This window comes from Actinoplanes lobatus, from assembly GCF_014205215.1.
Taxonomy (GTDB): Bacteria; Actinomycetota; Actinomycetes; order Mycobacteriales; family Micromonosporaceae; genus Actinoplanes; species Actinoplanes lobatus.
In genome coordinates, this window is record NZ_JACHNC010000001.1 from 1,432,336 (window position 1) to 1,458,050 (window position 25,715).

The 25,715-nt window shown below is 70.0% G+C and carries 26 protein-coding genes; 14 read left to right on the forward strand and 12 right to left on the reverse strand.

Annotated elements, in window-relative coordinates; genetic code table 11:
• Positions 1–30 precede the first annotated feature (30 nt).
• Both BJ964_RS06245 and BJ964_RS06250 read right to left on the reverse strand, forming a co-directional pair.
• Entirely contained in the window at positions 31–1,440 is a 1,410-nt protein-coding gene (locus BJ964_RS06245) for an aldehyde dehydrogenase family protein (RefSeq protein WP_188119787.1), read from the reverse strand.
• Entirely contained in the window at positions 1,437–2,066 is a 630-nt protein-coding gene (locus BJ964_RS06250) for a TetR/AcrR family transcriptional regulator (protein WP_188119788.1), read from the reverse strand. The genes BJ964_RS06245 and BJ964_RS06250 overlap by 4 nt, the downstream gene beginning before the upstream one ends.
• A gap of 101 nt (positions 2,067–2,167) precedes the next feature.
• On the opposite strand from BJ964_RS06250, the gene BJ964_RS06255 reads away from it, so the two are divergent.
• Positions 2,168–3,718 (forward strand): long-chain-fatty-acid--CoA ligase, encoded by a 1,551-nt coding sequence (locus tag BJ964_RS06255; RefSeq protein ID WP_188119789.1) that lies wholly within the window; start codon positions 2,168–2,170, stop codon positions 3,716–3,718.
• On the opposite strand, the gene BJ964_RS06260 is transcribed toward BJ964_RS06255, so the two are convergent.
• Positions 3,715–4,140 (reverse strand): (deoxy)nucleoside triphosphate pyrophosphohydrolase, encoded by a 426-nt coding sequence (locus BJ964_RS06260; RefSeq protein WP_188119790.1) that lies wholly within the window; start codon positions 4,138–4,140, stop codon positions 3,715–3,717. The genes BJ964_RS06255 and BJ964_RS06260 overlap by 4 nt on opposite strands.
• 183 nt (positions 4,141–4,323) lie before the next feature.
• Between BJ964_RS06260 and BJ964_RS06265 the strand changes: the two genes are divergently transcribed.
• Positions 4,324–4,635 carry a 4a-hydroxytetrahydrobiopterin dehydratase gene (locus BJ964_RS06265; RefSeq protein WP_188119791.1) on the forward strand — a complete coding sequence of 104 codons (312 nt, stop codon included), beginning with the start codon at positions 4,324–4,326 and terminating at the stop codon, positions 4,633–4,635.
• A 24-nt stretch (positions 4,636–4,659) separates the two neighbouring features.
• Positions 4,660–5,022 carry a PH domain-containing protein gene (locus tag BJ964_RS06270; protein WP_188119792.1) on the forward strand — a complete coding sequence of 121 codons (363 nt, stop codon included), beginning with the start codon at positions 4,660–4,662 and terminating at the stop codon, positions 5,020–5,022.
• A 6-nt stretch (positions 5,023–5,028) separates the two neighbouring features.
• Here BJ964_RS06270 and BJ964_RS06275 read toward each other — a convergent pair whose 3' ends face one another.
• Positions 5,029–5,928 (reverse strand): hypothetical protein, encoded by a 900-nt coding sequence (locus BJ964_RS06275; RefSeq protein ID WP_188119793.1) that lies wholly within the window; start codon positions 5,926–5,928, stop codon positions 5,029–5,031.
• Between the two features lie 274 nt (positions 5,929–6,202).
• Here BJ964_RS06275 and BJ964_RS06280 point away from each other — a divergent pair, with 274 nt between their 5' ends.
• Positions 6,203–6,385 (forward strand): hypothetical protein, encoded by a 183-nt coding sequence (locus BJ964_RS06280; RefSeq protein WP_229806592.1) that lies wholly within the window; start codon positions 6,203–6,205, stop codon positions 6,383–6,385.
• Between the two features lie 185 nt (positions 6,386–6,570).
• Here the strand turns inward: BJ964_RS06280 and BJ964_RS06285 are convergent, their stop codons facing one another.
• Positions 6,571–7,404 carry a nucleotidyltransferase domain-containing protein gene (locus BJ964_RS06285; protein WP_188119795.1) on the reverse strand — a complete coding sequence of 278 codons (834 nt, stop codon included), beginning with the start codon at positions 7,402–7,404 and terminating at the stop codon, positions 6,571–6,573.
• 25 nt (positions 7,405–7,429) lie between these two features.
• On the reverse strand, positions 7,430–8,299 hold the full coding sequence (locus tag BJ964_RS06290; RefSeq protein ID WP_188119796.1) for a G5 domain-containing protein: 870 nt from the start codon (positions 8,297–8,299) through the stop codon (positions 7,430–7,432).
• Between the two features lie 186 nt (positions 8,300–8,485).
• On the opposite strand from BJ964_RS06290, the gene BJ964_RS06295 reads away from it, so the two are divergent.
• From BJ964_RS06295 to BJ964_RS06305, 3 genes are all read left to right on the forward strand, one after another.
• The gene (locus BJ964_RS06295) at positions 8,486–8,974 is read left to right on the forward strand and encodes a MarR family winged helix-turn-helix transcriptional regulator (RefSeq protein ID WP_188119797.1); all 489 of its coding nucleotides are present in this window, start codon (positions 8,486–8,488) and stop codon (positions 8,972–8,974) included.
• Between the two features lie 117 nt (positions 8,975–9,091).
• Entirely contained in the window at positions 9,092–9,703 is a 612-nt protein-coding gene (locus BJ964_RS06300; protein WP_229806593.1) for a phosphoesterase PA-phosphatase, read from the forward strand.
• Between the two features lie 195 nt (positions 9,704–9,898).
• On the forward strand, positions 9,899–10,480 hold the full coding sequence (locus BJ964_RS06305) for a Uma2 family endonuclease (protein WP_188119798.1): 582 nt from the start codon (positions 9,899–9,901) through the stop codon (positions 10,478–10,480).
• A gap of 385 nt (positions 10,481–10,865) precedes the next feature.
• On the opposite strand, the gene BJ964_RS06310 is transcribed toward BJ964_RS06305, so the two are convergent.
• Genes BJ964_RS06310 through ychF form a run of 3 tightly spaced genes read right to left on the reverse strand, consistent with a single transcriptional unit; the run spans position 10,866 to position 12,673 of the window.
• The gene (locus BJ964_RS06310; protein WP_188119799.1) at positions 10,866–11,279 is read right to left on the reverse strand and encodes a DNA-binding protein; all 414 of its coding nucleotides are present in this window, start codon (positions 11,277–11,279) and stop codon (positions 10,866–10,868) included.
• Positions 11,261–11,545 carry a hypothetical protein gene (locus BJ964_RS06315; protein ID WP_188119800.1) on the reverse strand — a complete coding sequence of 95 codons (285 nt, stop codon included), beginning with the start codon at positions 11,543–11,545 and terminating at the stop codon, positions 11,261–11,263. The genes BJ964_RS06310 and BJ964_RS06315 overlap by 19 nt, the downstream gene beginning before the upstream one ends.
• A gap of 39 nt (positions 11,546–11,584) precedes the next feature.
• The gene (ychF, locus tag BJ964_RS06320) at positions 11,585–12,673 is read right to left on the reverse strand and encodes a redox-regulated ATPase YchF (RefSeq protein ID WP_188119801.1); all 1,089 of its coding nucleotides are present in this window, start codon (positions 12,671–12,673) and stop codon (positions 11,585–11,587) included.
• Between the two features lie 347 nt (positions 12,674–13,020).
• On the opposite strand from ychF, the gene BJ964_RS49025 reads away from it, so the two are divergent.
• A complete protein-coding gene (locus BJ964_RS49025; protein WP_188119802.1) occupies positions 13,021–14,451 on the forward strand; it encodes a GGDEF domain-containing protein in 1,431 nt (476 codons plus the stop codon).
• A gap of 72 nt (positions 14,452–14,523) precedes the next feature.
• Here the strand turns inward: BJ964_RS49025 and BJ964_RS06330 are convergent, their stop codons facing one another.
• Entirely contained in the window at positions 14,524–15,318 is a 795-nt protein-coding gene (locus BJ964_RS06330) for an alpha/beta fold hydrolase (RefSeq protein WP_188119803.1), read from the reverse strand.
• A gap of 635 nt (positions 15,319–15,953) precedes the next feature.
• Here BJ964_RS06330 and BJ964_RS06335 point away from each other — a divergent pair.
• The 6 genes from BJ964_RS06335 to BJ964_RS06360 all read left to right on the forward strand — a co-directional run bounded on the left by BJ964_RS06335 (position 15,954) and on the right by BJ964_RS06360 (position 22,590).
• On the forward strand, positions 15,954–17,525 hold the full coding sequence (locus tag BJ964_RS06335) for a DNA-3-methyladenine glycosylase 2 family protein (RefSeq protein WP_188119804.1): 1,572 nt from the start codon (positions 15,954–15,956) through the stop codon (positions 17,523–17,525).
• Positions 17,526–17,671: 146 nt separating this feature from the next.
• Positions 17,672–18,166, forward strand: a complete 495-nt coding sequence (locus tag BJ964_RS06340; RefSeq protein ID WP_188119805.1) for a methylated-DNA--[protein]-cysteine S-methyltransferase — start codon at positions 17,672–17,674, stop codon at positions 18,164–18,166.
• 51 nt (positions 18,167–18,217) lie between these two features.
• Positions 18,218–18,943, forward strand: a complete 726-nt coding sequence (locus BJ964_RS06345; protein ID WP_188119806.1) for a protein DA1 — start codon at positions 18,218–18,220, stop codon at positions 18,941–18,943.
• Between the two features lie 232 nt (positions 18,944–19,175).
• Complete coding sequence (locus BJ964_RS06350; protein WP_188119807.1) at positions 19,176–19,895, forward strand: vWA domain-containing protein; 720 nt, start codon at positions 19,176–19,178, stop codon at positions 19,893–19,895.
• 20 nt (positions 19,896–19,915) lie between these two features.
• Positions 19,916–21,454 carry a protein phosphatase 2C domain-containing protein gene (locus BJ964_RS06355; protein WP_188119808.1) on the forward strand — a complete coding sequence of 513 codons (1,539 nt, stop codon included), beginning with the start codon at positions 19,916–19,918 and terminating at the stop codon, positions 21,452–21,454.
• A complete protein-coding gene (locus BJ964_RS06360; protein WP_188119809.1) occupies positions 21,451–22,590 on the forward strand; it encodes a protein kinase family protein in 1,140 nt (379 codons plus the stop codon). Before BJ964_RS06355 ends, BJ964_RS06360 begins: the two co-directional genes overlap by 4 nt.
• 13 nt (positions 22,591–22,603) lie before the next feature.
• On the opposite strand, the gene BJ964_RS06365 is transcribed toward BJ964_RS06360, so the two are convergent.
• Complete coding sequence (locus BJ964_RS06365) at positions 22,604–23,944, reverse strand: DUF4407 domain-containing protein (protein WP_188119810.1); 1,341 nt, start codon at positions 23,942–23,944, stop codon at positions 22,604–22,606.
• A complete protein-coding gene (locus tag BJ964_RS06370; protein WP_188119811.1) occupies positions 23,941–25,704 on the reverse strand; it encodes a hypothetical protein in 1,764 nt (587 codons plus the stop codon). Before BJ964_RS06370 ends, BJ964_RS06365 begins: the two co-directional genes overlap by 4 nt.
• Positions 25,705–25,715: the final 11 nt, after the last annotated feature.

Below are 25,715 nucleotides of genomic sequence, written 5' to 3' on the forward strand. Positions count from 1 at the left end.
TCCGGCGTCGCGCCGAGCCGAATGATCCGCTCATCGTTGGATCGCCTTCACCTGCTGGAATTCGGCCAGGCCGTACGCGCCCAGCTCACGACCGATACCGGACTGCTTGTAACCGCCGAACGGGGCGAACGGGTTGAACGCCCCGCCGTTGACGTCGACCGCGCCGGTCCGCAGCCGTCGCGCCACGGCCAGGGCCCGCTCGTCGCTGCCCCAGACGGCGCCGGCCAGGCCGTACCTCGAATTGTTGGCGATCGCGACGGCCTCGTCGTCGGAATCGAAGCCGATGATCGACAGGACCGGGCCGAAGATCTCCTCCTGGGCCAGTTCGCTGTCCGGGTCGACGTCGGCGAAGACGGTCGGCGCGACGAAGTGGCCGGTGGCGGGCACCGGCGCGTCCAGTCCACCGGCGACGAGGCGGGCGGAGGCCCGTTCGATGAACCCGCGGACCCGGTCCCGCTGGCCGGCCGAGGCGAGCGGGCCGAGCCGGGTGGCCGCGTCGAACGGGTCGCCGAGGGTGTAGCCGGCGGCCGTCTTGGCGGCGAGTTCGACGGCCTCGTCGTAGTGGGACCGGTGGACCAGCATGCGGGTCCACGCCGTACAGGTCTGGCCGGAGTTGAGGAAGGCGTTGCCGACGCCGACCTTGACCGCCTTCACCAGGTCGGCGTCCTCCAGGATGACGTTGGCGGACTTGCCGCCCAGCTCCAGTGAGACCCGGGCGACACGGTCGGCGGCGGCGTGGCTGATCGCCCGGCCGGTCGCCGTGGAGCCGGTGAACGACACCATGTCGATGTCCGGGTGCCTGGCGATGGCCGCGCCGACCACCGGGCCGGTGCCGCTGACCAGGTTGAACACGCTGGGCGGCAGGTCCGCCTCGGCGGCCGCGTCGGCGAGCAGGAAAGCCACGAGCGGGGTCATCTCGCTGGGCTTGAGCACCACCGTGTTCCCGGCCGCCAGGGCCGCGCCGACCTTGGCGATGACCTGGTGCAGCGGGTAGTTCCACGGGGTGATGGCGCCGATCACGCCGACCGGCTCGTGCACCACCAGGGAGTTGCCGACGGTCTCCTGCACCCACGGCTGGGCGGCGAGTTCGGCGTACCCGGCGAGGACGGTGAGCGGCAGGCCCGCCTGGACCGCCTTGGCGATCTTGAGCGGTGTGCCCAGTTCCAGGCCGACGGTCCGGGCGATCTCGTCGGCGCGGGCCGCGAGCGCCCGGTGCAGGCGCCCGAGGGCCGCGCCGCGCTCGGCTGCCGGCAGGTCCGCCCAGCCGGGCAGGGCGGCCCGGGCCGCCGAGACGGCGAGGTTGACGTCCTCGGCCGTGCCGGCCGGCACGTGCCCGAACACCTCCTCGGTGTACGGGTTCTCCACTCCGATCCGTTCGCTGGATTCCGGGGGCACCCACGCGCCCCCGATCCAGAGCTCGTCACGGTGGACCGGCGTCATCGGCGTACCCCCAGGTCGTAGCGGTCGGACAGGCTGGTGATCAGGAGGTCCAGCCCGAGTTCGAAGGCGCCCTCGTCGACCGCGTCCCGGTGGGCCGCGAGTTCGTGGGCGCGGTGCAGGTGTGGATAGTGGTCGTACAGCTCCGGGTCGGCGTCGAAGCCGAGGGCGAAGGAGCCCAGCGCGGAGCCGGTGATCAGGTAGCGCATCAGGGCTCCGATGTGGGTGGCCCGGGCCCGTGACCAGCCGGCGTCGATCAGCGCGCCGTAGACCGCCTCGGCCATGGCCAGCCCGGCCGGGCGGCGGCCGGGACCGGTGGCCAGCACCGGCACGACGTTCGGGTGCGCGGCGAGGACCGCGTGGTAGGACTTCGCCCACAGCCGCAGCGCCGCACGCCAGTCGTTGCCGTGGAACACCGAGATGTCGACCTGAGCGACCACCGCCTCGGCGACGGCGTCGACGATCTCCGCCTTGGTGGCGAAGTGGTTGTACAGCGACGGGCCCTGCACTCCCAGTTCGGTGGCGAGGCGCCGCATCGAGCACGCGTCCAGCCCTTCGGCGTCGATCAGGGCGGCCGCCGCCTCGACGATGCGCTCCTTGGTGAGCAGCGCCTGCCGGGGCCGGGCCATGAGTACTCCCTGCGAGAAAACCGAAATCAGCACTGGACGTGTAAAAACTTACGCCGCTAGTTTAAGCACAGCTGCGACGTACATCACCAAGGGAGATCAGCATGACGACGCTATCCCTCGCCACCGTTCTGGCCGAGGCCGCACGCCGATACCCCGAAAAGGTAGCGATCGTCGACGCCGGCGGAGAGCGCATCACCTATCGCGAACTGTGGGCGCAGACCCGCGCGTACGCGGCGGGCCTGCGGGAACTGGGCGTCGGGCCGGGCGACACCGTAGCGATCATGATCCCCAACGTGGGCGACTTCCCCCGGGTCTACTTCGCCGCGCTGGCCGTCGGCGCCCGGATCGTGCCGGTCTCGCTGCTGCTCAACGCCGAGGAGGTCGGCTACGTGCTGGCCGACAGCGGCGCGAAGCTGCTGGTCACCCATTCGGCGTTCCTGGCGGCGGGCGCTCCGGCGGCGGCCGCGAGCGGCACCAAGCTGGTCAACGTCGGCCCGCTCCCGGCCGATCTGCCGCAGTACCCGCCGCGCCTGGAGGAGATCTCGGCGACGGTGGAACCGCTGCGGACCTACGTGACCCGCGAGGCCGAGGACGTCGCGGTGATCCTCTACACCAGCGGGACGACGGGCAAGCCCAAGGGCGCCATGCTGACGCACCTCAACCTGGTCATGAACGCGGCCGTGAACGTGTTCGACGTCCACCCGCTGACCGGCGACGACGTGGTGCTCGGCTGTCTGCCGCTGTTCCACACGTTCGGCCAGACGGTCGGGATGAACGCGACCTTCCGGCTCGGCGGGACGCTGGTGCTGCTGCCCCGGTTCACCGGTGAGGCGGCGATCGAGCTGATGCTCAGGGAGAAGGTGACGATCTTCCACGGCGTGCCGACCATGTACATCGGCCTGCTGGAGGCGGCGGCCAAGGCGGAGACCCTGCCACGGCTCAAGCTCTGCGTCTCCGGTGGCGCCTCGCTGCCGGTCGCGGTTCTGGAGAAATTCGCCGGAGCCTTCGGCTCGACGATCTGGGAGGGGTACGGGCTGAGCGAGACCTCTCCGACGGCGACCACCAACCAGCCGGCGTTCGGAGCCAAGCCCGGTACGGTCGGGCACCCGATCTGGGGTGTCGAGGTGGAGATCGCCCGGCCGGAGGTGCCGGAGCGGATCGAGTTCCTGCCGGACGGCGAGCTGGGCGAGATCGTGATCCGCGGCCACAACGTGTTCGCCGGCTACCTGAACCGCCCGGAGGCGACCGCCGAGGCCCTGATCGACGGCTGGTTCCGCACCGGCGACCTGGGCGTACGGGACGAGAACGGCTTCATCAGCATCGTCGACCGCACCAAGGACCTGATCATCCGCGGTGGCTTCAACGTCTACCCGCGTGAGGTCGAGGAGGTGCTGGCCCGGCACCCGTCGATCCAGCAGGTCGCGGTGATCGGCGTGGCCGACGAGACCCTGGGTGAGGAGATCTGTGCGGTCGTGGTGCTGGAGGACCCCAAACCTGAGGAGGGCAGCCTGACCGAGGCCGAACTCATCGAGTGGTCGAAGGAGCGGCTCGGCAAGCACAAGTACCCGCGTCAGGTCCGGTTCACCGAGTCGCTGCCGCTGGGCCCGAGCATGAAGGTCCTCAAGCGGGAGCTGCGTAAGCAGTACTCCTAGACGTTGAGCAGTGGCGGCAGCTCCGCCACGATCGGCACGTCGGCGGGCAGCCACGGGACGCTGTCCAGCTGGTCCACGGTCAGCCAGCGCATGGAGCGGTGCTCCAGCGCCTCCGGCACGTCGCCACCGAGCAGGGTGACGGCGTAGACGCGGAGCACGGCCCGGCCGTGGGCCAGCGGCACGTCCGGGCCGATCCGGTCGCCGACGTCCACCCGTACGCCGAGCTCCTCGGCGCACTCCCGGGCCAGCGCCTGCCGCTCGGTCTCCCCCGGCTCGACCTTGCCACCGGGGAACTCCCACCGCCCGGCCGCCTCCGGCGGGGAGCTGCGCTCGCAGGCCAGCACCCGGCCGGCGGTAATGATCACAGCAGCCACGATCACCCTGGGTGACGGGGCGCGCTTGACGTACTGTTCGGGCCGCATGCGATCAAAGATCGCACAGAAGTTCGTCGTTCAGGTTGCCCACTGGTGCCCTGATCGTCACGCAATCACGGATATGTGGCCGTGGACACGAGTGTCCGGACGGACGAAACTGTGGAGCACCGACCATGACGACACGGCGACAGTTCGGCCACAAGCCGGCAACGACGCTAGGGGGGTGCGGCAGTGCGGGCCAGAAGACGCCGGGACTCCGGCGCGGATTATCTCAGCGATGCCCTTGCGCTACTCAGCGGATGGACCCGCGACGGGGTGCAGCTCCGGCGGGACCTGGCATGTGACGACAGTCAGCACGCCGCGTTGACCGAGCGGATCAAGGTCGCGGCGGACACCCTTCACATCAGGCCGACCATTCGGCGCGTCAACGGTCACACACAGATCTGCCTGGGGCCGCAGGACGGTTCGACCATCACCGACGGTGAGGTCACCCTGGCGGCCCGGATCGAGGATTTCTACCGCACCGTGGTCGGAAGGCCGTAGAACGGGCGGACTACGCTGCGCCGCATGACTGACGTGGCGTACGACAACAAGGGCCAGCTCGAGCAGATCCAGAGCGGTCTGCTGGAGGGCGAGCAGATCATCGCGGTCTACGACGCGATCGGCGCCGGGACCGGCTTCATCGGCCTCACCAGCCGGCGGATCATCATCCAGGACAAGTCCTTCGTCGGTAAGCGCTTCGCGATCACCAGCATCCCCTACTCCAAGGTGAGCAGCGTCAGCGTGATCAGCAACAAGAGCTGGGCCGGCCAGTTCTTCTCGTCCGGCACGATCGGCATCACCGTCGGCACCCACGTGTACGAGATCGAGTTCCGTGGCTCCGACAAGGCCCACCACGTGCACAACCTGATCCTGTCGCACGCCTCCTGACCGGGTTCAGTGCCCGCCGACCGCCTGCGTGAGATCCCAGACGTAGCGGCGGCCGGCGGGTTTCTCGTCCCGCCACACCACCTCCCAGCGGCCGCGGGCGTCGCGTTCGGGTTCGCTCATCCGCCCGTACCCCTGTCGTTCTTTGACGCTCGGCGGCTGATCGCTGTCCGGGAAGCTGAAGGTCACCTGGAAGCGGGTGAAGGCGGACGGGGTGCCGCTCGCGGTGGGCAGGCGGTCCTCCCAGACCAGTTGGTCCCAGCCTCGTTCGCGCAGTGGCCGCCACAGCCCCCGGGGCCGGTACTCGACCTGCCACTCGGTCGGCGTGGTCATCGCCGGGTCGAAGATGAGCCAGACCCGCAGCAGCCGGGTCTGTTCCAGGGGCAGCGCGGTGATGGTGCCGCCGACCGGCCGCAGCGTCTTGAACGAGATCTCGTCGAGGCGGGCCAGCCGGTCGGTGTCGGTGGGCACGATCGGGCGCATGGTCCGGTGGGTGACCAGCGGCTCCGGGGTGGTGACCCGTTTCTCCACGATGCGGTCGCTGTCGTCGTCGGGGCCGATCGCGACGAGCACTTCGAGGGTCTCCGTGAAGAGCGGCTTCTCCCGGTCGCTGATCCGCTGGATGGCGTCCAGGTAGTGCTGGTGCCCGGCCTGCTGGAGGGCGAGCCGACTGGTGGTCTCCCGCAGGTCGGCCTTCAGGTCGCGGATCCGGACCACGAAGGCGAGCTGCCACAGGCGGACGACGAAGTAGAGCAGGCAGGCCAGGGATATCGCGGTGAGTGCCCACTGACCGATCCGGGTGGGTATCTCGGCGAGCTGCGCGACACCCGATGCCAGACCGATGAGCACGACCGAGGCGTTCAGGGTGCCCCTGAACAGTGCGTGGTACGTCGACGGTGTCTCCGGCATCGCCCTAATGATGGCGAAGTGAGTGTTACCGACAAATCCTCACATAGAGTGAATGGTCACGGCGCGGGACGCCTGTTCGCCCGATATCCGGTGACCGATCAGGGGAACGACCATGCCAGACCGGCCCACCCACGACGGTTACCGACGAGTAGCCATTGCTCGCCGAATCCGGCCCGCCGCATGCTACCGGGAGTCATCGCAATCGATCGAGTAACGCCGTTCGATCCTCGACCCCCGGAGGCGATCACCGGTGCTCACCCATCTGACGAGGCCGTTGACCCGGAGATACCGGACGGAACTCTTCGGTCACGACCTGGATCCGGTCCCGGCGCCGGGCGGCGGTGAGGGCGGTCAGCCCCGTCGGCGGGCGATCCTGCTCGGTCACAACACCGTCTTCGCGGTGGCGATGCTCCTGTCGGCGGTGCTGGTGGGCCTCGCCACGGTCGCTCTGCACTGACCGGGACCGAGACCCACGTCAACGTCAGCTACCGCCTTCGCCGCCCTTGCCGGACATGGTTCTCCTCACACCTACGAATGGACTCCGAAGTCACAACGGAGCCGGTCGCCTCCGGGTTGCGGAATTTCGGCTTCAGCCTAGCGAGCCGGCCCGCGGGCGGCAGCGGAGTCCCGAGAACCCGCAGGTCACCGCAACATCGTCGCGCACGCGTCGGTGGTCTCCAGGACCAGGTCGGCGGCCAGATCGATCGCGGCGGCGAGGCGTACCGGATCACCGTCGACCGTGGCGAACACGGCGTCCATCCGGGTCTTGAACCGGGCCGGCGCGCCGGGCAGCGCAGCCGCCGCGGTGACCGCGCCCTTCTCGTTGATCAGCCAGTGGCCGGCCGCGCCGTGCAGCGCGTGCGCCAGCACCCCGGCCATCCGGAACAGGCACCCCGCGACGTACGCGCTGTCGCCACGGGACACCGCCTTGCGGGCCAGCCCGACCAGGAAGTCGGCCTCCCACAGCCCGGCCACCAGGGCCTCGGCCAGCGGCCTCGGATAGACCCGCATCCCCGCGCGGAGATCGGCCAGCTCACCGGAGGGATCGGCCAGGATGCGGCCGGATGCCAGTTCACCGGGGTACGAGAAGTCGGTCACGCCCAGCGGATGGCCGGTCTGGACGTGGAACGCGTACCGGCCCTGCTCGGCGTCGGCCCAGCAGGCCCGGACCCGGTCGACGTCCCGGTAGATCCAGTCCACCGGGCCACCGTCGACGGTCAGCCAGCCGCCGCCGTCCACCCACGGCCCCCACTCGCCGGTCGCCGTGACCCGGGCGCCCGGGCCGGCCACCTCCGCGGCCAGTTCGCCGAGGCGGCCGGTGTCCAGCGATCCCCGGTAGTAGAGGCCGAGGTCGGTGTCGGAGTCCGGGGTGTGCGTGCCACGGGCCCGGCTTCCGCCGAGCACCACCCCGACCACGCCGGGCACGGTGACGAGGCGCTCGGCCAGCTCGCCCAGACGGGCATCGGTCAATCCCATGTCCCCGATCATCGCCTCGCGGCGGTCAGCACACGGAGGCGGGCTCCAGGAGCACGCCGTCGAGCAGTTCCTCACCGGCGGCCAGCAGGTCCGCCTCGGTCACGAGGGTCCCGGGCGTCGGCGTCGGCGTCACCGCCACCGTCACCGCCGGGCCGGGGGTCGCCTCCGGCGGGCACACCGCGGTACGCCCCATCGGCACACAGAAGTGCAGCCCCGGCTCGCAGGCCGGGCCCAGGTCCGGCTTGCGGAAGGCGCCGAAGACCACGACCCGGTTCTCCGGTTTCCGTGTGACGGTCGTGCCGAGCAGCCGGCGCGCGGTCTGCTTTCCGTCGGTGAGGGTGACCAGGTACCGCGCGGTCGCCACACCGGGTGCACCGGGGAACCGCACGTACCGCGTGCCGCGCGGCAGCGCCGGGTCACGGATCACCTTCGTCCGGAACGGGATGGCCCGGGTCTGTTCGTCGGTGCGGGTGGTGACGACCGGGCGGGCGGCCGGTTCCCGCCGGTCCCGGCCGGCGCGCTTCCCGCTGGTGTGCGCGGGCCGCGGCCCGGTCCGGTCGGCGCGCTCGTCGGCGACCCGGGCGCGGCTCAGCTGGTCGGTGCCGGCCGGCTTCCCGGTGGGGGCCGGCGCCGCCGGGGTGTGGCCGCGGCGTTTGGGCAGCGGCTGGGCGGCGGCCGCGGCACGGCTGACCACCTCCGGGTCCTCGTCCAGCCGGGCGGCGCCCGGGTCCGGCTGGACTGCCGCTTCGGCGGTGGCCTCGACCGGCGTCCCGTCCGAGGTGGTCATCGTGGAGATCCCCGCAGCTCCGCCGCCGACGAGCAGGAACAGCGCGCCCGCACCGGCGGCCATCCGGACACCGAACGGCAGCTGGGCCCACCAAGACTTTCGTGGCATTTCGAGCAGATGCTGCCAAGAGTCACTAGTTGTCTGGTTTTGCACCAAAGCATTGTTACTCTCTCCAGCGCGCAGGCAAGTCTCCAGCGGTCACCCGAATCGGGGACCCGCGCAGCCCGCGACCCGGCTCACGCGTTGCCCCGGCGAGGCGCAGAGTGGTTCGCGCCCCGGTCGTAGGATCGATCCATGTCCCCGACCGGCCCCGTACCGCTCAGCCCGGACGAGGAGGCCGTGATGCGGGCGCTCGGCCGGTTCCTGCTGGTCATGCCGCGTGCGCTGGACGCTGATCTGATGCACGAGCAGCGCATGTCCGCCAGCGAGTACGCGGTGTTGCGCCACCTCTCCGAGACCCCCGGCCAGCTGATGCGGATGAGCGAGCTGGCCACGGCGTGTGACATGTCACTGAGCGGGATGACCCGGCTCGCCGCGAAACTCGAGTCGCTCGGCCATCTGCGCCGGATCCGCTGCCAGGAGGACGCGCGCGGCGCCAACGCCGTCCTCACCGAGAAAGGGCTGGCCCGCCTGCGCGAGGCCTGGCCCACCCATCTGGCCAGCGTCCGCCGCCACATCTTCGACCACCTCGGCGACCTGGACCTGAAGGCATTGGCCGCCGCTTTCCAGGCCATGGCTGAGCCTGATGGCTCCGCTTCGCTCCGCGGGCAAAACGCCTTGTAACCGGTGAGAAGGCACGTGATTTTCCGACACCGCAAACCCCACGGCGTCGGAAAATCACGTGCCTTCTCACCGGCGGCGTTTTGCGGGTTATGCGGCAGCTGTTGCGATGATGGGGACGTGATCAACGCCGTCGCCGAAGATCGCCGGAACGCTCTGGACCGGCTCGCCACCGTCGTCTCCGAGGTGCTGGCCCCCGCGGTCCTGGTGGCCGCGCTGCTGTTGACCGTCGGCTGGCACGCCGGCGACACACCCGGCGTCTCCCGCTGGTGGGGCCTGCCCGGAGCACTCTTCGCCGCGGTGATCCCGCTCGGCTACGTGCTCCACGGCGTCCGCAAGGGACGGCTCACCAACCACCACATCCCGGAGCGCGCCGCCCGGCGGATCCCGCTGCTGTTCGGCACCGCCTCGCTGATCGCCGGCCTGCTGGTGATGCTCGCGCTCGGCGCCCCGCGCGAGGTCCTCGCCCTGCTCACCGCGGGCGGCACCGGTCTCGCCGTGTTCGCCCTGGTCACCCACTGGTGGAAGATGTCCATCCACGCCGGCGTCGCCGCCGGCACGCTCACCGCTCTCACCGCGGTCTACGGCCCGGTGATCCTCATCGGCACCCCACTGGTCCTGCTCGGCTGCTGGGCGCGGGTCCGGCTCACCGCGCACACTCCCGCTCAGGTGGTGGCCGGGGCCCTGGCGGGCGTGATCATCGCGGGCACGATCTTCCCGGCGCTCCGCTGAAAACCATTTCCGGTACGTCTACGGGAAAAGCCGCCGTACCAATGAAGCGGCCTCACCGCCGGTCCCGGCCGTAGCGCCCGCGCCGGGCGTGAGCCTCTGGCCACCCAGAAGATCAGACTCGCCGCGTACATCGGCTCCGATCTCTCGATTCGCTACGAACGCTCCCCGGGCATCGCCGCTCACTAACCTAGTCCTATGACAGCGCTGCCCGACTGGATGCGCCCGCCACGCGCGGAAGGCTGGTTCGCCGACGACCTGGACCGCCTGCCCGAGGCCCCCCGCCACACCGAACTCATCGACGGAGCGCTCGTCTTCATGATGTGCCCGCAGCACGCCTGGCACAGCCGCACTGTCTCCGCTCTCAAACACGAGCTCGCGGCACAGGCGCCGGCAGGTCTCGAGGCCGACCAGGAGATGACGATCCGGCTCGACGAACGCAATCGGCCGGAGCCGGATGTCGTGGTGACCACCGCCGCCTACGACCCCGGCCGCACCTACTTCACGCCCGACGTGGTGCGACTGGTCATCGAGGTCGTCTCCCCCGAGTCCGCCCACCGAGATCGCACTGTCAAACTCCGCAAATACGCGGAATCAGGAATCCCGCACTACTGGCGCGTCGAAGAGGAGGGCGGCGGCAGACCGGTCGTCCACGCCTACGAACTAGATCAACCGACTCGCGCTTACGCCCCCACCGGCATCTTCCGCGGAACCCTGCGCAGCCCGGCGCCCTTCGACATCACGATCGACCTGGACGGGCTCACCCCACCCGGCCGCTGACAGCCGCCCACCAGCGCCCAGACCCGTTATGACGCTCCTGTGCACCGAATGCGCCAGGTTCGCCCTAAAGCGTGATCTCCCACCGAAACGGGGGCCGCGTCGGCTGGTTCAACATGAAATTGGCTCGGAATCTACAGCCGACCAAGGAGTCAGCAATGTTCATGCCCCTTTTCATGCTTTTCAGCGACCCTGACGGTCTCAAGTTCGTCGACCTCGGCGATGCCGGCCGCGCGATTTTCGGTGCAGGCGCCAACCTCTTCTGAGACCGTTGCCGCCGGGCCGGGCACGCACCCGGCCCCGGCGGCATCCGCTCACAGGTCGAAGCACAACCCGACCAGGTTCCGTCTTCGAGCAGCATCACACGCCAGCGCCACCGTAGGCGGACTCAAACTGCCACCAGTCGGACACGATCGCCGCAGAGCTTGACCATGTCGTCGATGTCGGAGGTCAACATGACCACGGGCCGGTGCTGACGCAACGCGGCCTCGGCGACCGCCGCATCGATCGCGTACTTGTGCCCATGCAGACCGGCACCCATCAGCAACTTCGACGCCGCCCTCGCTTCCTCCTCGCCCACCGGGATCACGCGTAACCCGGATAGCACCCAGCTCAGGCGAGCCTTGTGGGTGCGGGCATGGACGGCCTCGATGATGGTGAGTGCACTGATCACGGCTTCCATGCCACGCGAGCGTGCCTCGGCGATAATCGCCACCACCTGCTCGTCGTCGGCGAGCAGCTTCGAGAGCCCCTCGCTGTCGAGGATCAAAGTCCCTTGGTGGATCAGCTTGCGGCGGGCCATGCGCCCTCCTCGGCGAACACCTCGTCGAAGACCTGCCGCGCCCGCTGACGAGCCTTCTCGGAGACCGGCCCCTTGCGGCTCTCGTAATCCGCCAGGTACTCGTCAAGCACCTGCCCGCGCAGCTCCCGCTCGACCGCCTCGGCGATGAACGCGGAAAACTCCCGTTTGCCGACCCGCGCCCGAATCGCCTCGGCGGTCCCCTCCGGCAGCGACAGGCTCACCCGCGTCGCCGGACCTTCCCCGATGCTGTAGACCGTCTCGCCCATGACCCGAGTGTGTCAAACGAGTAGGAAAAGGGCCACGACCTAGACGTTGAAGCGGAACTCGACGACGTCGCCGTCCTTCATGACGTAGTCCTTGCCCTCCATGCGGACCTTGCCGGCGGCCTTGGCGGCCGACATCGAACCCGCCGCCATCAGGTCGTCGAAGCTGACGATCTCGGCCTTGATGAAGCCGCGCTGGAAGTCGGAGTGGATGACACCGGCGGCCTCGGGGGCGGTCGCGCCGACCGGGACCGTCCAGGCGCGGGCCTCCTTCGGGCCGGCCGTGAGGTAGGTCTGCAGGCCCAGGGTGTCGAACCCGACGCGGATCAGCCGGTTCAGGCCGGGCTCCGACTGGCCGGTCGACTGGAGCAGCTCCAGGGCCTCGTCCTCGTCCAGCTCGATCAGCTCGGACTCGATCTTCGCGTCCATGAAGATCGCCTCGGCCGGGGCGACCAGGGCACGCAGCTCGTCCAGGAACGCCTCGTTGCCCAGCTCGGCCTCGTCGACGTTGAACACGTACAGGAAAGGTTTGGTCGTGAGCAGGTGCAGCTCGCCCAGCAGGTCCAGGTCGATGCCGGCGGCGCCGGCGCCCTGATAGAGGGTGATCCCGTCGTTGAGCAGCTTGAACGCGGCCTCGGCCGCGGCCACCGTGGCGGCCTTCTCCTTCTTGAGCTTGGCCTCCTTCTGCAGGCGGGGCAGCGCCTTCTCGACCGTCTGGAGGTCGGCCAGGATCAGCTCGGTGTTGATCGTCTCGATGTCGTCGGAGGGCGACACCTTGCCGTCGACGTGCAGCACGTTCGGGTCGGAGAAGGCCCGCACCACCTGGCAGATCGCCGACGCGTCACGGATGTTCGCGAGGAACGCGTTGCCCCGGCCCTGACCCTTCGACGCGCCGCGGACCAGGCCGGCGATGTCGACGAAGCTCACCGGCGCCGGCAGGATCTTCTCGCTGCCGAACAGCTCGGCCAGCTTCCCGAGCCGCTCGTCGGGCAGGCCCACCACACCGACGTTGGGCTCGATCGTCGCGAACGGGTAGTTCGCGGCGAGCACGTCGTTCTTGGTCAGGGCGTTGAACAGGGTGCTCTTGCCGACGTTGGGCAGGCCGACGATTCCGATGGTGAGTGACGACATACGAACGCTGCAACCTTCCGCCCATGACTTCCCGATCTCGGCTCGGCGTCATCCGCCTGTCGAGCTACTACGACGAGTCTACGAGTACCGTCCGGGGCCTCTCGGCCGGTCAACAGCACAGGCCTCATGCCGGCACTGTCCGGTTCGCCGCCGCGGCAATGGGCGCTTGGTCCTTGCCGGGCATGACCAAAGCCCCGACCCCGGCCCCGCGGTGGAAGCCCACCTAATCCCTGGTCCCGCCTCGCCGAAAAGAGCGCTGTCTTTTTGGCAGGGGGAGTGAACAAATGAGCGAGCGATGGCGACGACTTGGTACCTGCGGAGTTTTCTACGGAATCGCCGGATATCTAGTGATCGCAATCGTTCTGTCACTCGTGACGAACGACAGCCCTGAACCCAGCCTCGCCGCCCACCGGGGTTTCTTCCTCATCGACATCATGGCCTTGGCCTGCGCGGTCAGGGCCGCACTTCGTCGCGATCTCGGTCGCTGGACACGACGTGCCTGGTGGTTCATCGGCGCCGCGTGCGTACTGCTGGCCCTGGACGCGCTCGGACCCGAATTCTTCCCCACTCGGCCGGAGCTGGGCGGGGCGCTGCGATTGGCTTTCGTCCCGGTCATGCTGGCCGGCCTGTCCTGCCTGATCCGTGGGGGCGACGACCGGATGCCGATCCACAAGATCCTGCTGGACGCCGGGACCGTCGCGGTCGGCGCCGCCATGGTGATGTGGTACTTCGTCACCGGTCCGGCACTCGCGCGCGCCTTGGCCGACACCGCGCGTTCCGGGCCCGGCGGACCGGACGTGCCAGGCGGTGGGAACCCGTTGGCATCGGCCATCGCCTTTCCCGTCGGCTACGCCGTGCTTCTCTTCGGGGTCACCCTGGCCCTGATGTACGGGATCGACAGCTCCGCGCAGCGATCCGTGCGCCTGCTGGCGGGCGCGGTGTTCTGCCAGGTCGCAGCACATGTATATCTGTCATACGCCATGACCCGGACCGGCCCGCTGCACGGAGTCGCCCTGCCGTTCACCAGCATCGCCGTCTCGCACTTCCTGCTGGTCGCAGCCGCGTTCGAGCAGAGCAGGGCAGCGCAGACGCAGATACGGAGGCGCCTGTCGAAGTCGGCCGTAACCCTCCTGCCATACGCCAGCGTGCTGGTCGGCGGCTGTCTTCTGATCACCATCGCGGTTCAGGAAGTGGACCGCTACACCCGCATCGGCGTCACGATCGGGTCGGTGCTGCTGACGTTCCTCGTGATGTTCCGCCAGATCACGGTGCTGCGCGCAAACCATCAGTTGGCGACCACCGACCCACTCACCGGGCTGGCCAACCGGACGCGGCTCAACGAGGCGCTCGGGCTGGCCCTCGCCCGCTCGGCGCGCAACGGCAAGGCGATCGGGATCCTGCTGGCCGACCTGAACGGTTTCAAGGAGATCAACGACACGCTTGGTCACGAAGCCGGCGATCAGATGCTCGTGGCGTTCGCCGAGATGCTGCGCCGGTCCGTGCTCGGCTACGACGTGGTGGCCCGGCTCGGCGGCGACGAGTTCATCGCGATCCTGCACGACATCGAATCCGCGACCAACGCCGAGGCGGTCGTCCGGCGGCTGCGCGAGGAGATGAAAACGCCGGTCATGGTCGGCGACACGGCCGTACGGGTGCGTTCCGCCATCGGAATCACCATCGCCGACCCGGGAGAGAGCGACGGAGGTGCCCTGCTGCGCCGAGCGGACGAGGCGATGTACGAGAACAAGCACCTGATCAAGAGCGGCGGGTCCCGATGAGCGCGGCTCCCATCGTTCCGGCCGGCCGATCCACGAGGACGAATTGGCCTTTCATCCCGTGCAGGCCGGTTCTCAACCGAAGAACTTCCGCAGTTCGGCAGCGACCAGCCCGGGCCGGCCGCTGTTGTCGGCGGCGACATGACCCACGCCGGTCAAGGTCACCCGGCGCACTCGCGGCAGGACCGGCTCAAGGCCGTTCAAGACCCCTTTGAGGTACGCCGGAGAGCGCTCGCCACCCAGCAGGAGCGTCTCCGCCGTGACGCCCGCATAGGTGCTCAGCGGGCCGGCCGCGTCCTCGACGACCGCCGCGTCCAGGCGCATCGTCGGAATCAGGTCACCGATCCGGCGGCCCTCCCCGGCGCGGAGGGCCAGGCCGGCCATCGGGATCAGGGCCGCGCGGGGCGCGTACCGGAAATCGCCTGTGCCTTTCACGACGGTGACGAACGCGGCGGCCCGCCGGCCCCGGGACAGCTCCCTCTCGAATCTCGGCAGCCAGGCCACCGGATCGTGGTCACCGTGCTTGAGCGGCGGCTCGTAGAGCGCGAGCCGGTCGATCGGCAGCTCCATGGCGGCGCGCAGCGCGATCACCGCGCCCGAGCTGAGGCCGAACACGTTGCGCGCCCCGGTCTCGGCGAGCAGCGCCGCCAGGTCGTCGATCTCGGCGCGCAGGCCGTGACCGGGCGCGGCCGGACCGCTGAGCCCGCGGCCACGCCGGTCCGGGACGTAGACGGTGAATTCGGGCGCGAGGGCCTGGGCCAGCTTCGTGAAATTCGCCGAGGTCTGCATGCCGCCGTGCAGGAGCACGACCTTGGGGCCGCCACCGAGGACGCGCCACCGGATGTCCGTCGTCACCGCCATCGCCTTCATGCCGTCAACCGTAGTTGACAGCCACGGAAGCCGTCAACCCAAGTTGACAGGAGCCTTTCCGGGAACCCTCTGCGGAGGATCACCGGCTACCTGGAGCCTGCCTCGGTTGTGGGCGGCCGCGATGTGTCGCACATTCGGATGGCGTCATCCCGATTCGCCGGCAATCGTGACCATCGGGTCGATCTTGATTCCCGATCGCTGTCCGGCGGTCGATTCGCCCATGACCCATTTCCGCTGGAAGATCTTGGGGTATCGAATACAGCCCGGAGTCTTCTCCCTGGGCGTTTGCGGTTCGACGTCAAGCGCCTGGTCGGGCGAAGGGGCCGCCATCCGCCGCGCTAGGTGGAAATGGGGCTTTCGCCGGGAACAGATGCCCGTTTCGCCCGCTTTACAAGCCGACGCTCTGCGATCTTGAACGATTGGTCACCCGAGACGGTTATAAATCGACCAAGATCGCTCAGGATGACGCGTCCGCTGGACGAGGGATTGCGGATTCGGCCGTGGGCAGCCGACTCTCGGATAGCCGCGATCGCGCAAGATTGCGCCGATCGAACACCGACCCGGGCAGCCCTGACCCACGGTCATGTCCGAATCCCGCCAGCCGGACGGCCCGGCACGGAGGCAGACTCGACGGCATGGAGCTGGACTTCGAACGCTGCTACCGGGCCGTCGACAGCCGCGACCAGCGGTTCGACGGATGCTTCTACACGGCCGTACGCACCACCGGCATCTACTGCCGGCCGTCCTGCCCGGCCGTCACCCCCAAACGGGAAAACGTCTCGTTCTACGCCAGCGCGGCCGCCGCACAACGCGGCGGCTACCGGGCCTGCCGACGGTGCCGGCCCGACGCCGCCCCCGGCTCACCGGAATGGGACAGCCGCGCCGACACCGTCGGACGGGCCATGCGGCTCATCGGCGACGGCATCGTCGACCGGGAAGGAGTACCCGGACTCGCCGGGCGGCTCGGCTACACCGAACGGCACCTCAACCGGATGCTCACCGCCGAACTCGGGGCCGGGCCACTCGCGCTCGCCCGGGCCCAGCGCGCCCAGACCGCGCGGATCCTCGTCGAGACGACCGACCTGGGGCTCGCGGAGATCGCGTTCGCGGCCGGGTTCGGAAGTGTGCGGCAGTTCAACGACACCATGCTCGAGGTGTACGCGCAGGCGCCCAGCCAACTGCGGGAACGGCGGCCGGCGGAACGGGGCGAGGCCGGGGTCGTCAACCTGCGGCTCGCCTACCGGAGCCCGTTGCACTCCGGGGCGCTGCTGTCGTTCTTCGCGGCCCGGACCCTGCCGGGGGTGGACGAAGTGGACGGGCAGACGTACCGGCGAGGGCTGAACCTGCCGCACGGCGGCGCGGAGGTCGCGCTGCGGCCGGGAGACCGGTGGGTGCACGCGACGCTGCGGCTCGAGGATGTGCGGGACCTGGCGCCGGCGGTGGCGCGGTGCCGGCGGTTGTTCGATCTCGATGCCGATCCGGTGGCGGTGGATGCGATGTTGGGGGCGGATCCGGGGTTGCGGGAGGTCGTGGCGGCGGAGCCGGGGGTGCGGGTGCCGCGGGCGGTGGACGGGTTCGAGATGGCCGTCCGGGCGGTGGTGGGGCAGCAGGTGAGTGTGGCGGGGGCCCGGACGACGCTGGGGCGGATACTGCGTGCCGCGGCGGCGTCTTCGGGGGAACCCACCCCCATCCCCCAAACCGATCCCGCATCCGGCCGCCTGGCCGGACACCCCGTCGCCGATCTCCCCGACGACGCCTTCGGCAGACCGGCCACCGGCCACGACACCACCCGGGTTCAGGTGGCCGCCGACGGCAGCGCATCCGGCCGCCTGGCCGGTTTCCCGGCCGCGCACACCGTCGCCGACCTGCCCGACGACGCCTTCGGCATGCCGGCCGCCCGCCGCGACACCATCCGCGCCCTGGCCCGAGTGGTAGCCGACGGCAAGCTCGACCTGGACCCCGGCGCCGACCGGGCGGAGACCACCGCCCGCCTGACCGACCTGCCCGGCATCGGCCCGTGGACCGCCGGTTACATCGCCATGCGCGCGATCGGCGACCCCGACGTCTTCCTGGCGACCGACCTGGCCGCCCGCCGTGGCGCCACGGCGCTGGGCCTGCCGGACACGGCCAGATCACTGACCGAACACGCGGAACGCTGGCGTCCCTGGCGTTCCTACGCGTTGATCCGTCTCTGGCGCGCGGCCTGACTCGGAATCTACCCCGTTCCGCCCCGGGGCGAATGGTTGTCCACATTGGCGAACGGGCTGCCGCGGTTGTCCACAGGCGGACCGGATTTCCGCCCACGCCCCCGGAAAACGCGCCACGCTGGTGGCCCCCTCGTGAGGAGAAGACGATGTTGAAGTATTCGACGATGGACACTCCGGTCGGCCCGTTCACGCTGGTGGTGAGCGCGGCCGGGGCGGTGCGGGCGGCCGGTTTCACGACCGATGTGCCGGAGCTGCTGAGTCTGGTGCATCCGATGCTGCTGGAGCCGGTGCAGGCGGTCGACGCCACCGAGGTCGACGCGCCCGTCCTGGCGTATCTCGACGGTGATCTGACGGCGATCGACGCGGTTCCGGTGGAGCAGCACACGGCCGGCGCGTTCATGCGGCACGCGTGGCGGGTGATGCGGAGCATCAAGCCGGGCGCCCCGGTCACCTATACGGCTTTCGCCGAGTTGTCGGGGCGTCCGGCGGCGGTGCGGGCGGCCGCGGCGGCGTGTGCCCGCAACCCGGTGGCGCTGTTCACGCCATGCCATCGGGTGTTGCGGACGGACGGTTCGCTGGGCGGCTACCGGTGGGGTCTCGGGGTGAAGGAGTGGCTGCTGAAGCACGAGTCGGGCGATTGAGGCGGTGGCGTGGGGCGGGCACACTTCACGTGACCGCCGCGCGGAGGTGTCATGGGGTTCGCGGAGTGGCTCGCCGCCTATCGTCGTCTGGCGTCGAGGGTGGTGCACGTCTGTTCGGTGTGCGGCCGGCCGATGACGTCGTCGTTCTATCGGGCGTCGACCGGGGAGACGTATTGCGCCCGGCATGCGGGCGAGCGGCCGTGCCTGTGTTGTGGCATGCCGTCGGATTCGCGGCTGGTCATGGAGATTCCGCTGTGCGGTCGTTGTGCGGCGACGGCGGTGCGGGATCAGGCCGCGGTGAAGCGGGTGCTGCCGCCGATCGCGAAGCGGATCCGGGCGCTGTCGATCCGGACGACGACGCCGGTACGGGTGCGGCTGGTGGCGCGCGACGAGTTGCGCAGCCACCATCCGGAGGGCGCGAATGCGCTGGGTATGACGATTTCGATGGGCACTCGGGTGCTGGATCTGATGGTGGTGCGGGATCTGCCGTTGGTTCAGTTCGGTTCGACGGTGGCGCACGAGGTGATGCACGCCTATCTGGCGCAGCAGGGTTTCGGGGTGCTGCCGCCGCCGGTGGCGGAGGGCCTCTGCCAGTTGCTCGCCTACGCGTGGTTACGGGATCAGCCGGATCCGCTGGCGGCGGTGGAGCGGCGCCGGATCGCGGAGGATCCGGGGCCGGTGTATGGGGACGGTTTCCGGGCGGCGCGGGCCGCGTCTCAACGGTTGGGGGTCCGGGCGATGCTCGATCACGTGCGCCGGAACGGCTCGTTTCCGTGATCGGGGAAAGCGGATCACGTGTTGCGGCGGAGCTTGTGGATGATCGTCCGGTCGGCGGCAGCCGAATCGGTGATTTCGCCGGGTTGGCGTCCAACCTGGAGGGGTGAATCTGGCATCGGGTGGGCGGGCCTCGATAGGCTCACGCTCAACGTCGCAGCTATTGATCTTCATCGTGGGGCGGGATCCCCGACTTTGCCAGCACAATTCCTGACCTAGCAGCGCAGGAGCGGATATGGCCGACTCACGACAAGTAAATGACGACAGGGTTCTGGCTCTGGCGTTCTATCTCCTGGTCGACGTCTCGTATTCGATGGACGGCGCTCCACTGGACGCGGTGAACCGGATTCTGCCCGAGGTCATCGACACGATCGAGGAGAGCCCGACGCTCGGTGACATCGTGCGGTTCGGGGCGCTCGACTTCGCCGATGACGCGCGGACCGTTCTGCCGCTCGGCGATCTGCGGGATGTGGAGAACATCCCGAGTTTCACGGCCCGCGGGGGTACGTCGTATGCGGCCGCCTTCCGCCAGCTTCGTAAGGACATCGAGCACGATCTGGCGCAGTTGAAGAGCGACGGCTACAAGGTCTACCGGCCGGCGGTCTTCTTCATCACCGACGGCGCGCCGACCGACAACATGACTGATGTGCAGGCGGCGTTCAGCGATCTGACCGATCCGGGCTTCCGGGGCCGTCCCAACATCATTCCGTTCGGGGTGTCGCCGTCGCTGTCGAAGGCGGTGCTGGACCCGTGGGTGTCGCCGAAACCGGCGGAGAGCAACAAGGCGATGCGCAGTTACGTCTACAACGGGGCCGGTGATGCGGCGACGGCGATCAAGCAGATCGCCGAGGTGCTGATCAGCAGCATCGTGGCGTCGGCGACGTCGGTGAACGACGCGGGTGCGGCGGGCGGGTTCGTGCCTCCGGACGACGACGACCTGGACGACTGGATCTAGCGCGGGGACGACGGATCGGCATGGTCAATCGGAGGAAGCCGCAGGAGCCCGAGCCGACGAGGGTGGAGTTCCCGCCGCATGTCCCGGCGAACCGGCCGGAGTCGTGGGAGGAGACCTGGGAGGAGCCGCCGGAGAGCGGGTCGTCCGGCGGGGCGTTTCCCGAGTTGGAGGCGCTGGCGCCGCCCCGGCGCCAGCAGGGGCAGGTGTATTTCTCCCGCCGGCATGAGGTGGATCGGTACGACGAGCCGGACGACGACGCGCGGTACGCCGATCCGGCCCCGCCGCAGGATCCGTACGAGTCGTTCGACATGCCACCACACCACCATGACGGGGGCGGGCAGGGCTACGACGGGGGCCGGCACTCCGAACGCGACCCACAAGACCGGGAACGCGACCCGCAGGACCACGAACCGGACCCGCAAGGCCACGACGAGGGCCGGCGACGCCACGAACCGGACCCGCAGGGGTACGAGGAGCCGCGCCGGCATGAGGAAGACGCCGGCGAGGTGGCCGCTCCGGAGGAGGAGTGGGACACGGCGCCCGCTCCGCGGCGGCCCGGGGAGGACGAGGACCGGACTCGGCCGTGGGAGCGGTATCCGAACGACCGTTGGGTGGTCGGCGACGCCGGGAACCAGCCGGCGGTTCGCCCGCGGGTGCCGCACAAGTTCCGTAATCCGCCGCCGGACACGGTGATCGACGGTGCGGAGATCGGCTCGATCTCGTACCGTGCGGCGTCGGTGCGTGGCATCAGTCATCAGGAGCGGGGTGAGCCGCGGCAGGACGCGTACGCCGTGCATTTCACCCGCGATCAGGACTGGCTGGTGGGGTGCATCTCGGACGGGGTGTCGCAGGGGACGCGCTCGCACGAGGCGGCGGCGGCCATCTGTGAGCGGATCAGCCGCGCCCTGGTGGATCATCTGATCGCGTCGCCGCCGTCGGCGGACAGTGGGCGCTGGCCGGAGGAGATCGGGAGCATCCGGTGGAAGGACGCGGTCCGGTCGGCGAATGCCGCGGTGTGTGAGCTGGCCCGGCCGTACCTGCGGAAGTCGGCGCAGAAGCGGGGTGGTCCGCCGCCGGTGGATCCGGGGGATCCGGTGCCGTTCGCGCAGGCCCGGTTGATCATGTCGGGGACGGCGCTGGCGTTCGTGGTGGCGACGGAGCCGTCGCCGAACGGCACGTTCCGGGCGATGTTGGCGAATGTGGCGGGTGATTCGGCGGCGTTCGTGGTGCAGGACGGGAGCTGGCTGCCGCTCACGATGATCAAGAACGAGGGTGAGGCGATCTTCTCGAGTTCGGTGAAGGCGCTGCCGGCGGACACCCCGGTGCACGCGAAGCCGTTCTATCTGGAGCCGGGCCAGCCGTTGATCATGATGACGGACGGGCTCGGTGATCCGCTGGGGGCGGCCCGTGGCGCGGTGAGCCGGTTCCTCGGCACGCAGTGGCACACGCCTCCGGATCTGCTGGCGTTCGCGCAGCATCTGGCGTTCTACCGGAAGACGTTCACCGACGACCGTACCGCCGTGGTGGTGTGGCCGGGCCCGGTCCGGAGCGGGAGATGACCGCTCCGCTGGAGTTGACGCTGGGGCAGCTCGGCCGGTTGGACGAGCTGGCCCGCGGCGGCACGGCGACCGTCTTTCTCGCCCCGGAGTTGCGGCTGCCGGGTCTGGGTGACGAGCGGTTCGTCTACAAGAAGTACAACGAGGCCACGAAGCAGGGCGCGGGCCCGTCCCTGGGCACCGGTCTGTCGAATTTCGTGCGGTTCCGGGAGCGGCTGCCGGAGGAGCAGCGGGAGGCGTGGGACGCGCGGATCATCTGGCCGGTGTCGGTGGTGCTGGACGATTCCGGCGCCGCCGACGGGGTGATCATGCGGTTGATCCCTGAGCGGTATTTCCAGGAGTTCACCAAGCGGGCCGGTGGGGTGAACCGGAAGCCGCGCGAGGTGGAGACGCTGTTCGGCGACGACGTGACGTCGGCGCGGAAGGGTCTGGCGGGGGTCGATCTGCCGGCGCGGATCCGGCTGATCCGGGCGATCGCCGCGGCGTACGGGATGATGCACAAGCAGAACGTGGTGGTGGGCGACATCTCCGGCCGCAACATCATCTACGACCCGGATCCGGCCCGGCCGAGCATCATGGTGGTGGATGTCGACAGCGCCCGGATCAAGGGCAACCGGGCGGTTTTCGGGATGCAGCCGCACACCCCGAACTGGCAGCCGCCGGAGGCGCTGCTGGCGAGCACGGCCCTGCAACGGGCGTCGCGGTCGTCGCCGTCTCCCCCGGTGGAGATGCTGGACCGTCTGCGCAGCCGGTGGGCGATCCAGACGACGGCCACGGATGTGTACAAGTTCGCCCTGATGACGGTGCGGATTCTCAGCAACGGCCGGGGTGGCGCGGTGAGCCGTGATCCGGCGCGGGCGCGTGGGGTGCTGAAGGCCCGGATCGGCGACACCGCCGCCGATCTGCTGGACGCGAGTTTCTCCGACGACGCGAAGCAGCGGCCGACGATGCGCGACTGGTACGACGCCCTTCAGCACCGCAAGCCGGGGTCGAAGACGCCGTCCCCGCGGGTGGCCGCGGACGAGACGCCGGCGGCGGAGAAGTCGTCCACGCTGCTGGCGAACGGCCATCAGGTCGGCCAGTGGGTGTGGGTCGAGGGCCAGGGCTGGGTCCGGCGGAACTCCAGGCCGCGACCCTAGGAGGGCCGCGACCCTAGGGGGTCCGCTGCCCCGGGACGCCGTTCTGCTGGTGTGTCCCCGCGTAGCCGGGCGGGCTGACCGGCCCGGAGTCGCGGACCCAGTGCCGCAGGTCCTCCTCGGCCTGTTCGATGGCCCGCTGCTGCCACGTCTCCAGGACCCGGGTCATCACCTCGGTCTGGGTGTCGACGACCACCTGGTTGCCGGCGATCGCGGCGTCCGCGGCGCGGCGCAGCCGGTCCTGTTCGGTGCGCAGTTCGTGGTCGCGGCGTTCCCGGTCGAGGCGTTGCCGGTGTTCGCCGTCCTCCCGGGCGACCTTCTCGTAGTCGGTCTCCGGGCCGAGCACCTGCAACGTCTTCATCAGCACCGGCAGCAGTTCGAGGGAGAGGAACAGCAGGAACAGCAGGATGTGCGCGGTCTGGAGGGTGGGCCGGTCGCCGGCGATCTCCTCGAGCGCTTCGAGGCGGGCGAGCAGGCCGGTGTCCTCCTTGGACGCGGCCGCGTGTGCCGCCTTGTCGGCTTCGAGGCGGTCGCGGAGTTCGGTGAGGCGTTCCCGGTTGCCGGTGAGGCGGGTGCGGGCGGCGTCGGCGGCGCTGGTCTGGGCGGTGCTGAGGGCGGCGCGGGCGTCGGCGCGGGCGGCGGTGAGCCGGGCGAGGGCCTCGTCGCGGGTGTCGCGCGCCTCCTCTTGGATGCCGACCTTCTCGCGGTAGGCGATTCCGGCGCCCGCCGCACCGGACCCGCAGGTGCCCTCCTTCTCGCAGACCACGTTCGCCTGGGCTTTGAGGAACGTTTTCTGGGCGGCGTCGTACTGGTTGCGGGCGTCGACGACGGCCGGGTCCTTCTCGATGGTGATGCCGGCGCCGCCGGCGGCGACCTTTTCGTCGGCGGCGATGGTCTTCTCGAGTTCGGGGATGCTCGCGTAGTCGGGGTTCTGTGCGGTTTCCCGGTTGTATTCGGCGACCTGCCGGGCGTGCATGACGGTGAGCTGGGTCTCGATCTCGGCTTCGAAGATCTTCAGCACGACCGGGGTGGAGATGACGGCGCCGAGCACGATGGCGAGCAGGAGCCGCGGGATCGCCATCATCAGGGTGAGCCGTCTGCTGCCCTGCCGGGTCATCTGCACGACGAGCAGCCGGTCCAGGTTGAAGATGATCAAACCCCAGGCCAGACCGATGAGTACGGCGACGAGCACCCCGGTGCCGAGGGCCATGTGCACGGCCATGGCTGCGGACGCGGCCGCCACCAGCGCGGTGGAGACGATGACGCCGCCCATGGCCGCGTACCGGAGTTCGTCGCCCGGGGTGACCCCGAGCAGCTTGCTCTGGCCGCCCGCGAATCCGGCGAGTGTCCGTTTCAAGCCCATGGTCTCCTCAGGAATCTCGGCCACCTGCGCCGGGGCCGTTCGGGCCGCTCCCCGAAGAAGCGTGCGACGTCGATCGGGAATCGGGTCAGCGACAGTGCGGCGGGTGGCTCCGCGGGCACCGTCACCGGCGGCATCTCGGGCAGCATGCGCCGGCTGTAGTGGGCGAGCATGTCGGGCCACCGGTCGGTACGCGGGTCGCGCGCGTCCAGTGGGGTGCCGGGGAGCCGGATCTCGGTGAGCCGGGGCAGCCGGAAGACGTGGACGTGCGCGGTGTCGGCCCGGTGGCTGCCGACCGTGTTGCCGGCCCGCAGCCGGACCGCCCCGGGCCGGGTCATGACCATCTGGACCTGGCCGTGGTCGCGGCCGGTGGCGACGACGACGGCCCCGTCCGGTCCGGTGATCTCCAGCCGGTCGATCCAGCGGCCGCGCCAGCGGACGGTCACGGGTGAGCCGTCCGGCACGATCGCCGGGCTGACCTGGACCTGTTCGATGACCGGCGGCCCTTGGAGGATGACCGCCCGGCGGTTCAGGTAGTCGCTCCATTCGGCCGCGGACGGCAGCCGGTCGGCGACGTTCGAGCGGGCCCGCCGCAGCAGTGCCTGCCCTTCGGTGTCCAGGAACGCGAACACGCAGTGGTCCACGAACCGGCCCAGCCAGGTCAGGTCGGTGGCCGGGCCGTCGCCGAGCCGGGCGCCGGCGCAGTCGGTGATCAGCACCTCGGGGTCGGTTCCGGCGGTGTACGCGGCCGATTCCAGGGCGGTCTCGCCGAGGACGGCGCCGTGCGTGTGGGCGGTGTCGACGGCGTCGGCGAGGGCGGCGCAGATCCGGGTCCGCAGCACCCCGTCGGAGGCGGCCGGCGTGTCCGGGCCGGACAGCGGCTCCGGTCCCCGCGCGCTCATCCGGCCGGCGGTGAACCGGTCCGGCACCAGCGGCAGCAGCAGGCCCACGGCGGTGGCCGGGTCGTCGCCGACCACCACCCGGTACGGCCACAGCAGCCGTTCCGCCAGTTCGTCGCCGCCGGGGTCGGCCCGGATCGCGACGAGGTCGATCAGTTCGGCGGTGGGCCGCCCACCGGGTTCGGCGAAGCGGTGGAACGCGTCGACGGCGCGTTCGGCGACGACCCACCGGGCGTAGCGCAGGCGGGCGAGGCCGTATTCGGCGGACTGGCGGGCGCCGCGGCCGATCCAGTGCGCCACGTCCGGCACGTCGGCCAGTGACGAGATCACCTGGGCGTCGACGTCGGCGTGTTCGGCGGCCAGGTCCTTGGCCAGGGTGCCGTCGGCGCCGGGCAGGCTGAGCAGCAGCACCATGGGCGTCAACTGGAGCAGGGCGTCCAGTTCGGCGGCGCGGTCGGCGGCGCTGTCCAGGGAGACTCCGGAGGTCGCCACGATCACGATCGGCGGCCGGACCTCGGCGGCGTCGGCTTCCAGCAGGTCGATGTCGCCGGTGATGCGGCGGCGCAGGGCGCGCAGCGCGGCGGCCAGGGTCGGTTCCTCGATGGTGGTGACCATCTGCGGGATGCGTGAGATCAGGTCGACCTGTTGCAGCTGCATGAGGGTGGTGGTGTGGTCGGCGTTGTCGTACAGCTCGATGCCCCAGCGGACCGCCGACGCCAGCAGCGGATCGCCGGTGATCTCGTCGGCGAGGTGGCCGAGGAGCAGGTTGACGGCCGCCAGGTCCTCCTCGCGCATCCGTACGGACGCGTCGCAGAGCAGGTAGAGCGGTTGCAGTGTCTCCTGCGGGATTGGCGTCACCCGGCTCCTCG

What these genes read in the sequence shown, in the direction of transcription:
- BJ964_RS06245 (WP_188119787.1), bottom strand. Translation starts at nt 1,440, where the DNA reads ATGACGCCGGTCCACCGTGACGAGCTCTGGATCGGGGGCGCGTGGGTG.
- BJ964_RS06250 (WP_188119788.1), bottom strand. Translation starts at nt 2,066, where the DNA reads ATGGCCCGGCCCCGGCAGGCGCTGCTCACCAAGGAGCGCATCGTCGAG.
- BJ964_RS06255 (WP_188119789.1), top strand. Translation starts at nt 2,168, where the DNA reads ATGACGACGCTATCCCTCGCCACCGTTCTGGCCGAGGCCGCACGCCGA.
- BJ964_RS06260 (WP_188119790.1), bottom strand. Translation starts at nt 4,140, where the DNA reads ATGCGGCCCGAACAGTACGTCAAGCGCGCCCCGTCACCCAGGGTGATC.
- BJ964_RS06270 (WP_188119792.1), top strand. Translation starts at nt 4,660, where the DNA reads ATGACTGACGTGGCGTACGACAACAAGGGCCAGCTCGAGCAGATCCAG.
- BJ964_RS06275 (WP_188119793.1), bottom strand. Translation starts at nt 5,928, where the DNA reads ATGCCGGAGACACCGTCGACGTACCACGCACTGTTCAGGGGCACCCTG.
- BJ964_RS06285 (WP_188119795.1), bottom strand. Translation starts at nt 7,404, where the DNA reads ATGGGATTGACCGATGCCCGTCTGGGCGAGCTGGCCGAGCGCCTCGTC.
- BJ964_RS06290 (WP_188119796.1), bottom strand. Translation starts at nt 8,299, where the DNA reads ATGCCACGAAAGTCTTGGTGGGCCCAGCTGCCGTTCGGTGTCCGGATG.
- BJ964_RS06295 (WP_188119797.1), top strand. Translation starts at nt 8,486, where the DNA reads ATGTCCCCGACCGGCCCCGTACCGCTCAGCCCGGACGAGGAGGCCGTG.
- BJ964_RS06305 (WP_188119798.1), top strand. Translation starts at nt 9,899, where the DNA reads ATGACAGCGCTGCCCGACTGGATGCGCCCGCCACGCGCGGAAGGCTGG.
- BJ964_RS06310 (WP_188119799.1), bottom strand. Translation starts at nt 11,279, where the DNA reads ATGGCCCGCCGCAAGCTGATCCACCAAGGGACTTTGATCCTCGACAGC.
- BJ964_RS06315 (WP_188119800.1), bottom strand. Translation starts at nt 11,545, where the DNA reads ATGGGCGAGACGGTCTACAGCATCGGGGAAGGTCCGGCGACGCGGGTG.
- ychF (WP_188119801.1), bottom strand. Translation starts at nt 12,673, where the DNA reads ATGTCGTCACTCACCATCGGAATCGTCGGCCTGCCCAACGTCGGCAAG.
- BJ964_RS06330 (WP_188119803.1), bottom strand. Translation starts at nt 15,318, where the DNA reads ATGAAGGCGATGGCGGTGACGACGGACATCCGGTGGCGCGTCCTCGGT.
- BJ964_RS06335 (WP_188119804.1), top strand. Translation starts at nt 15,954, where the DNA reads ATGGAGCTGGACTTCGAACGCTGCTACCGGGCCGTCGACAGCCGCGAC.
- BJ964_RS06340 (WP_188119805.1), top strand. Translation starts at nt 17,672, where the DNA reads ATGTTGAAGTATTCGACGATGGACACTCCGGTCGGCCCGTTCACGCTG.
- BJ964_RS06345 (WP_188119806.1), top strand. Translation starts at nt 18,218, where the DNA reads ATGGGGTTCGCGGAGTGGCTCGCCGCCTATCGTCGTCTGGCGTCGAGG.
- BJ964_RS06350 (WP_188119807.1), top strand. Translation starts at nt 19,176, where the DNA reads ATGGCCGACTCACGACAAGTAAATGACGACAGGGTTCTGGCTCTGGCG.
- BJ964_RS06355 (WP_188119808.1), top strand. Translation starts at nt 19,916, where the DNA reads ATGGTCAATCGGAGGAAGCCGCAGGAGCCCGAGCCGACGAGGGTGGAG.
- BJ964_RS06360 (WP_188119809.1), top strand. Translation starts at nt 21,451, where the DNA reads ATGACCGCTCCGCTGGAGTTGACGCTGGGGCAGCTCGGCCGGTTGGAC.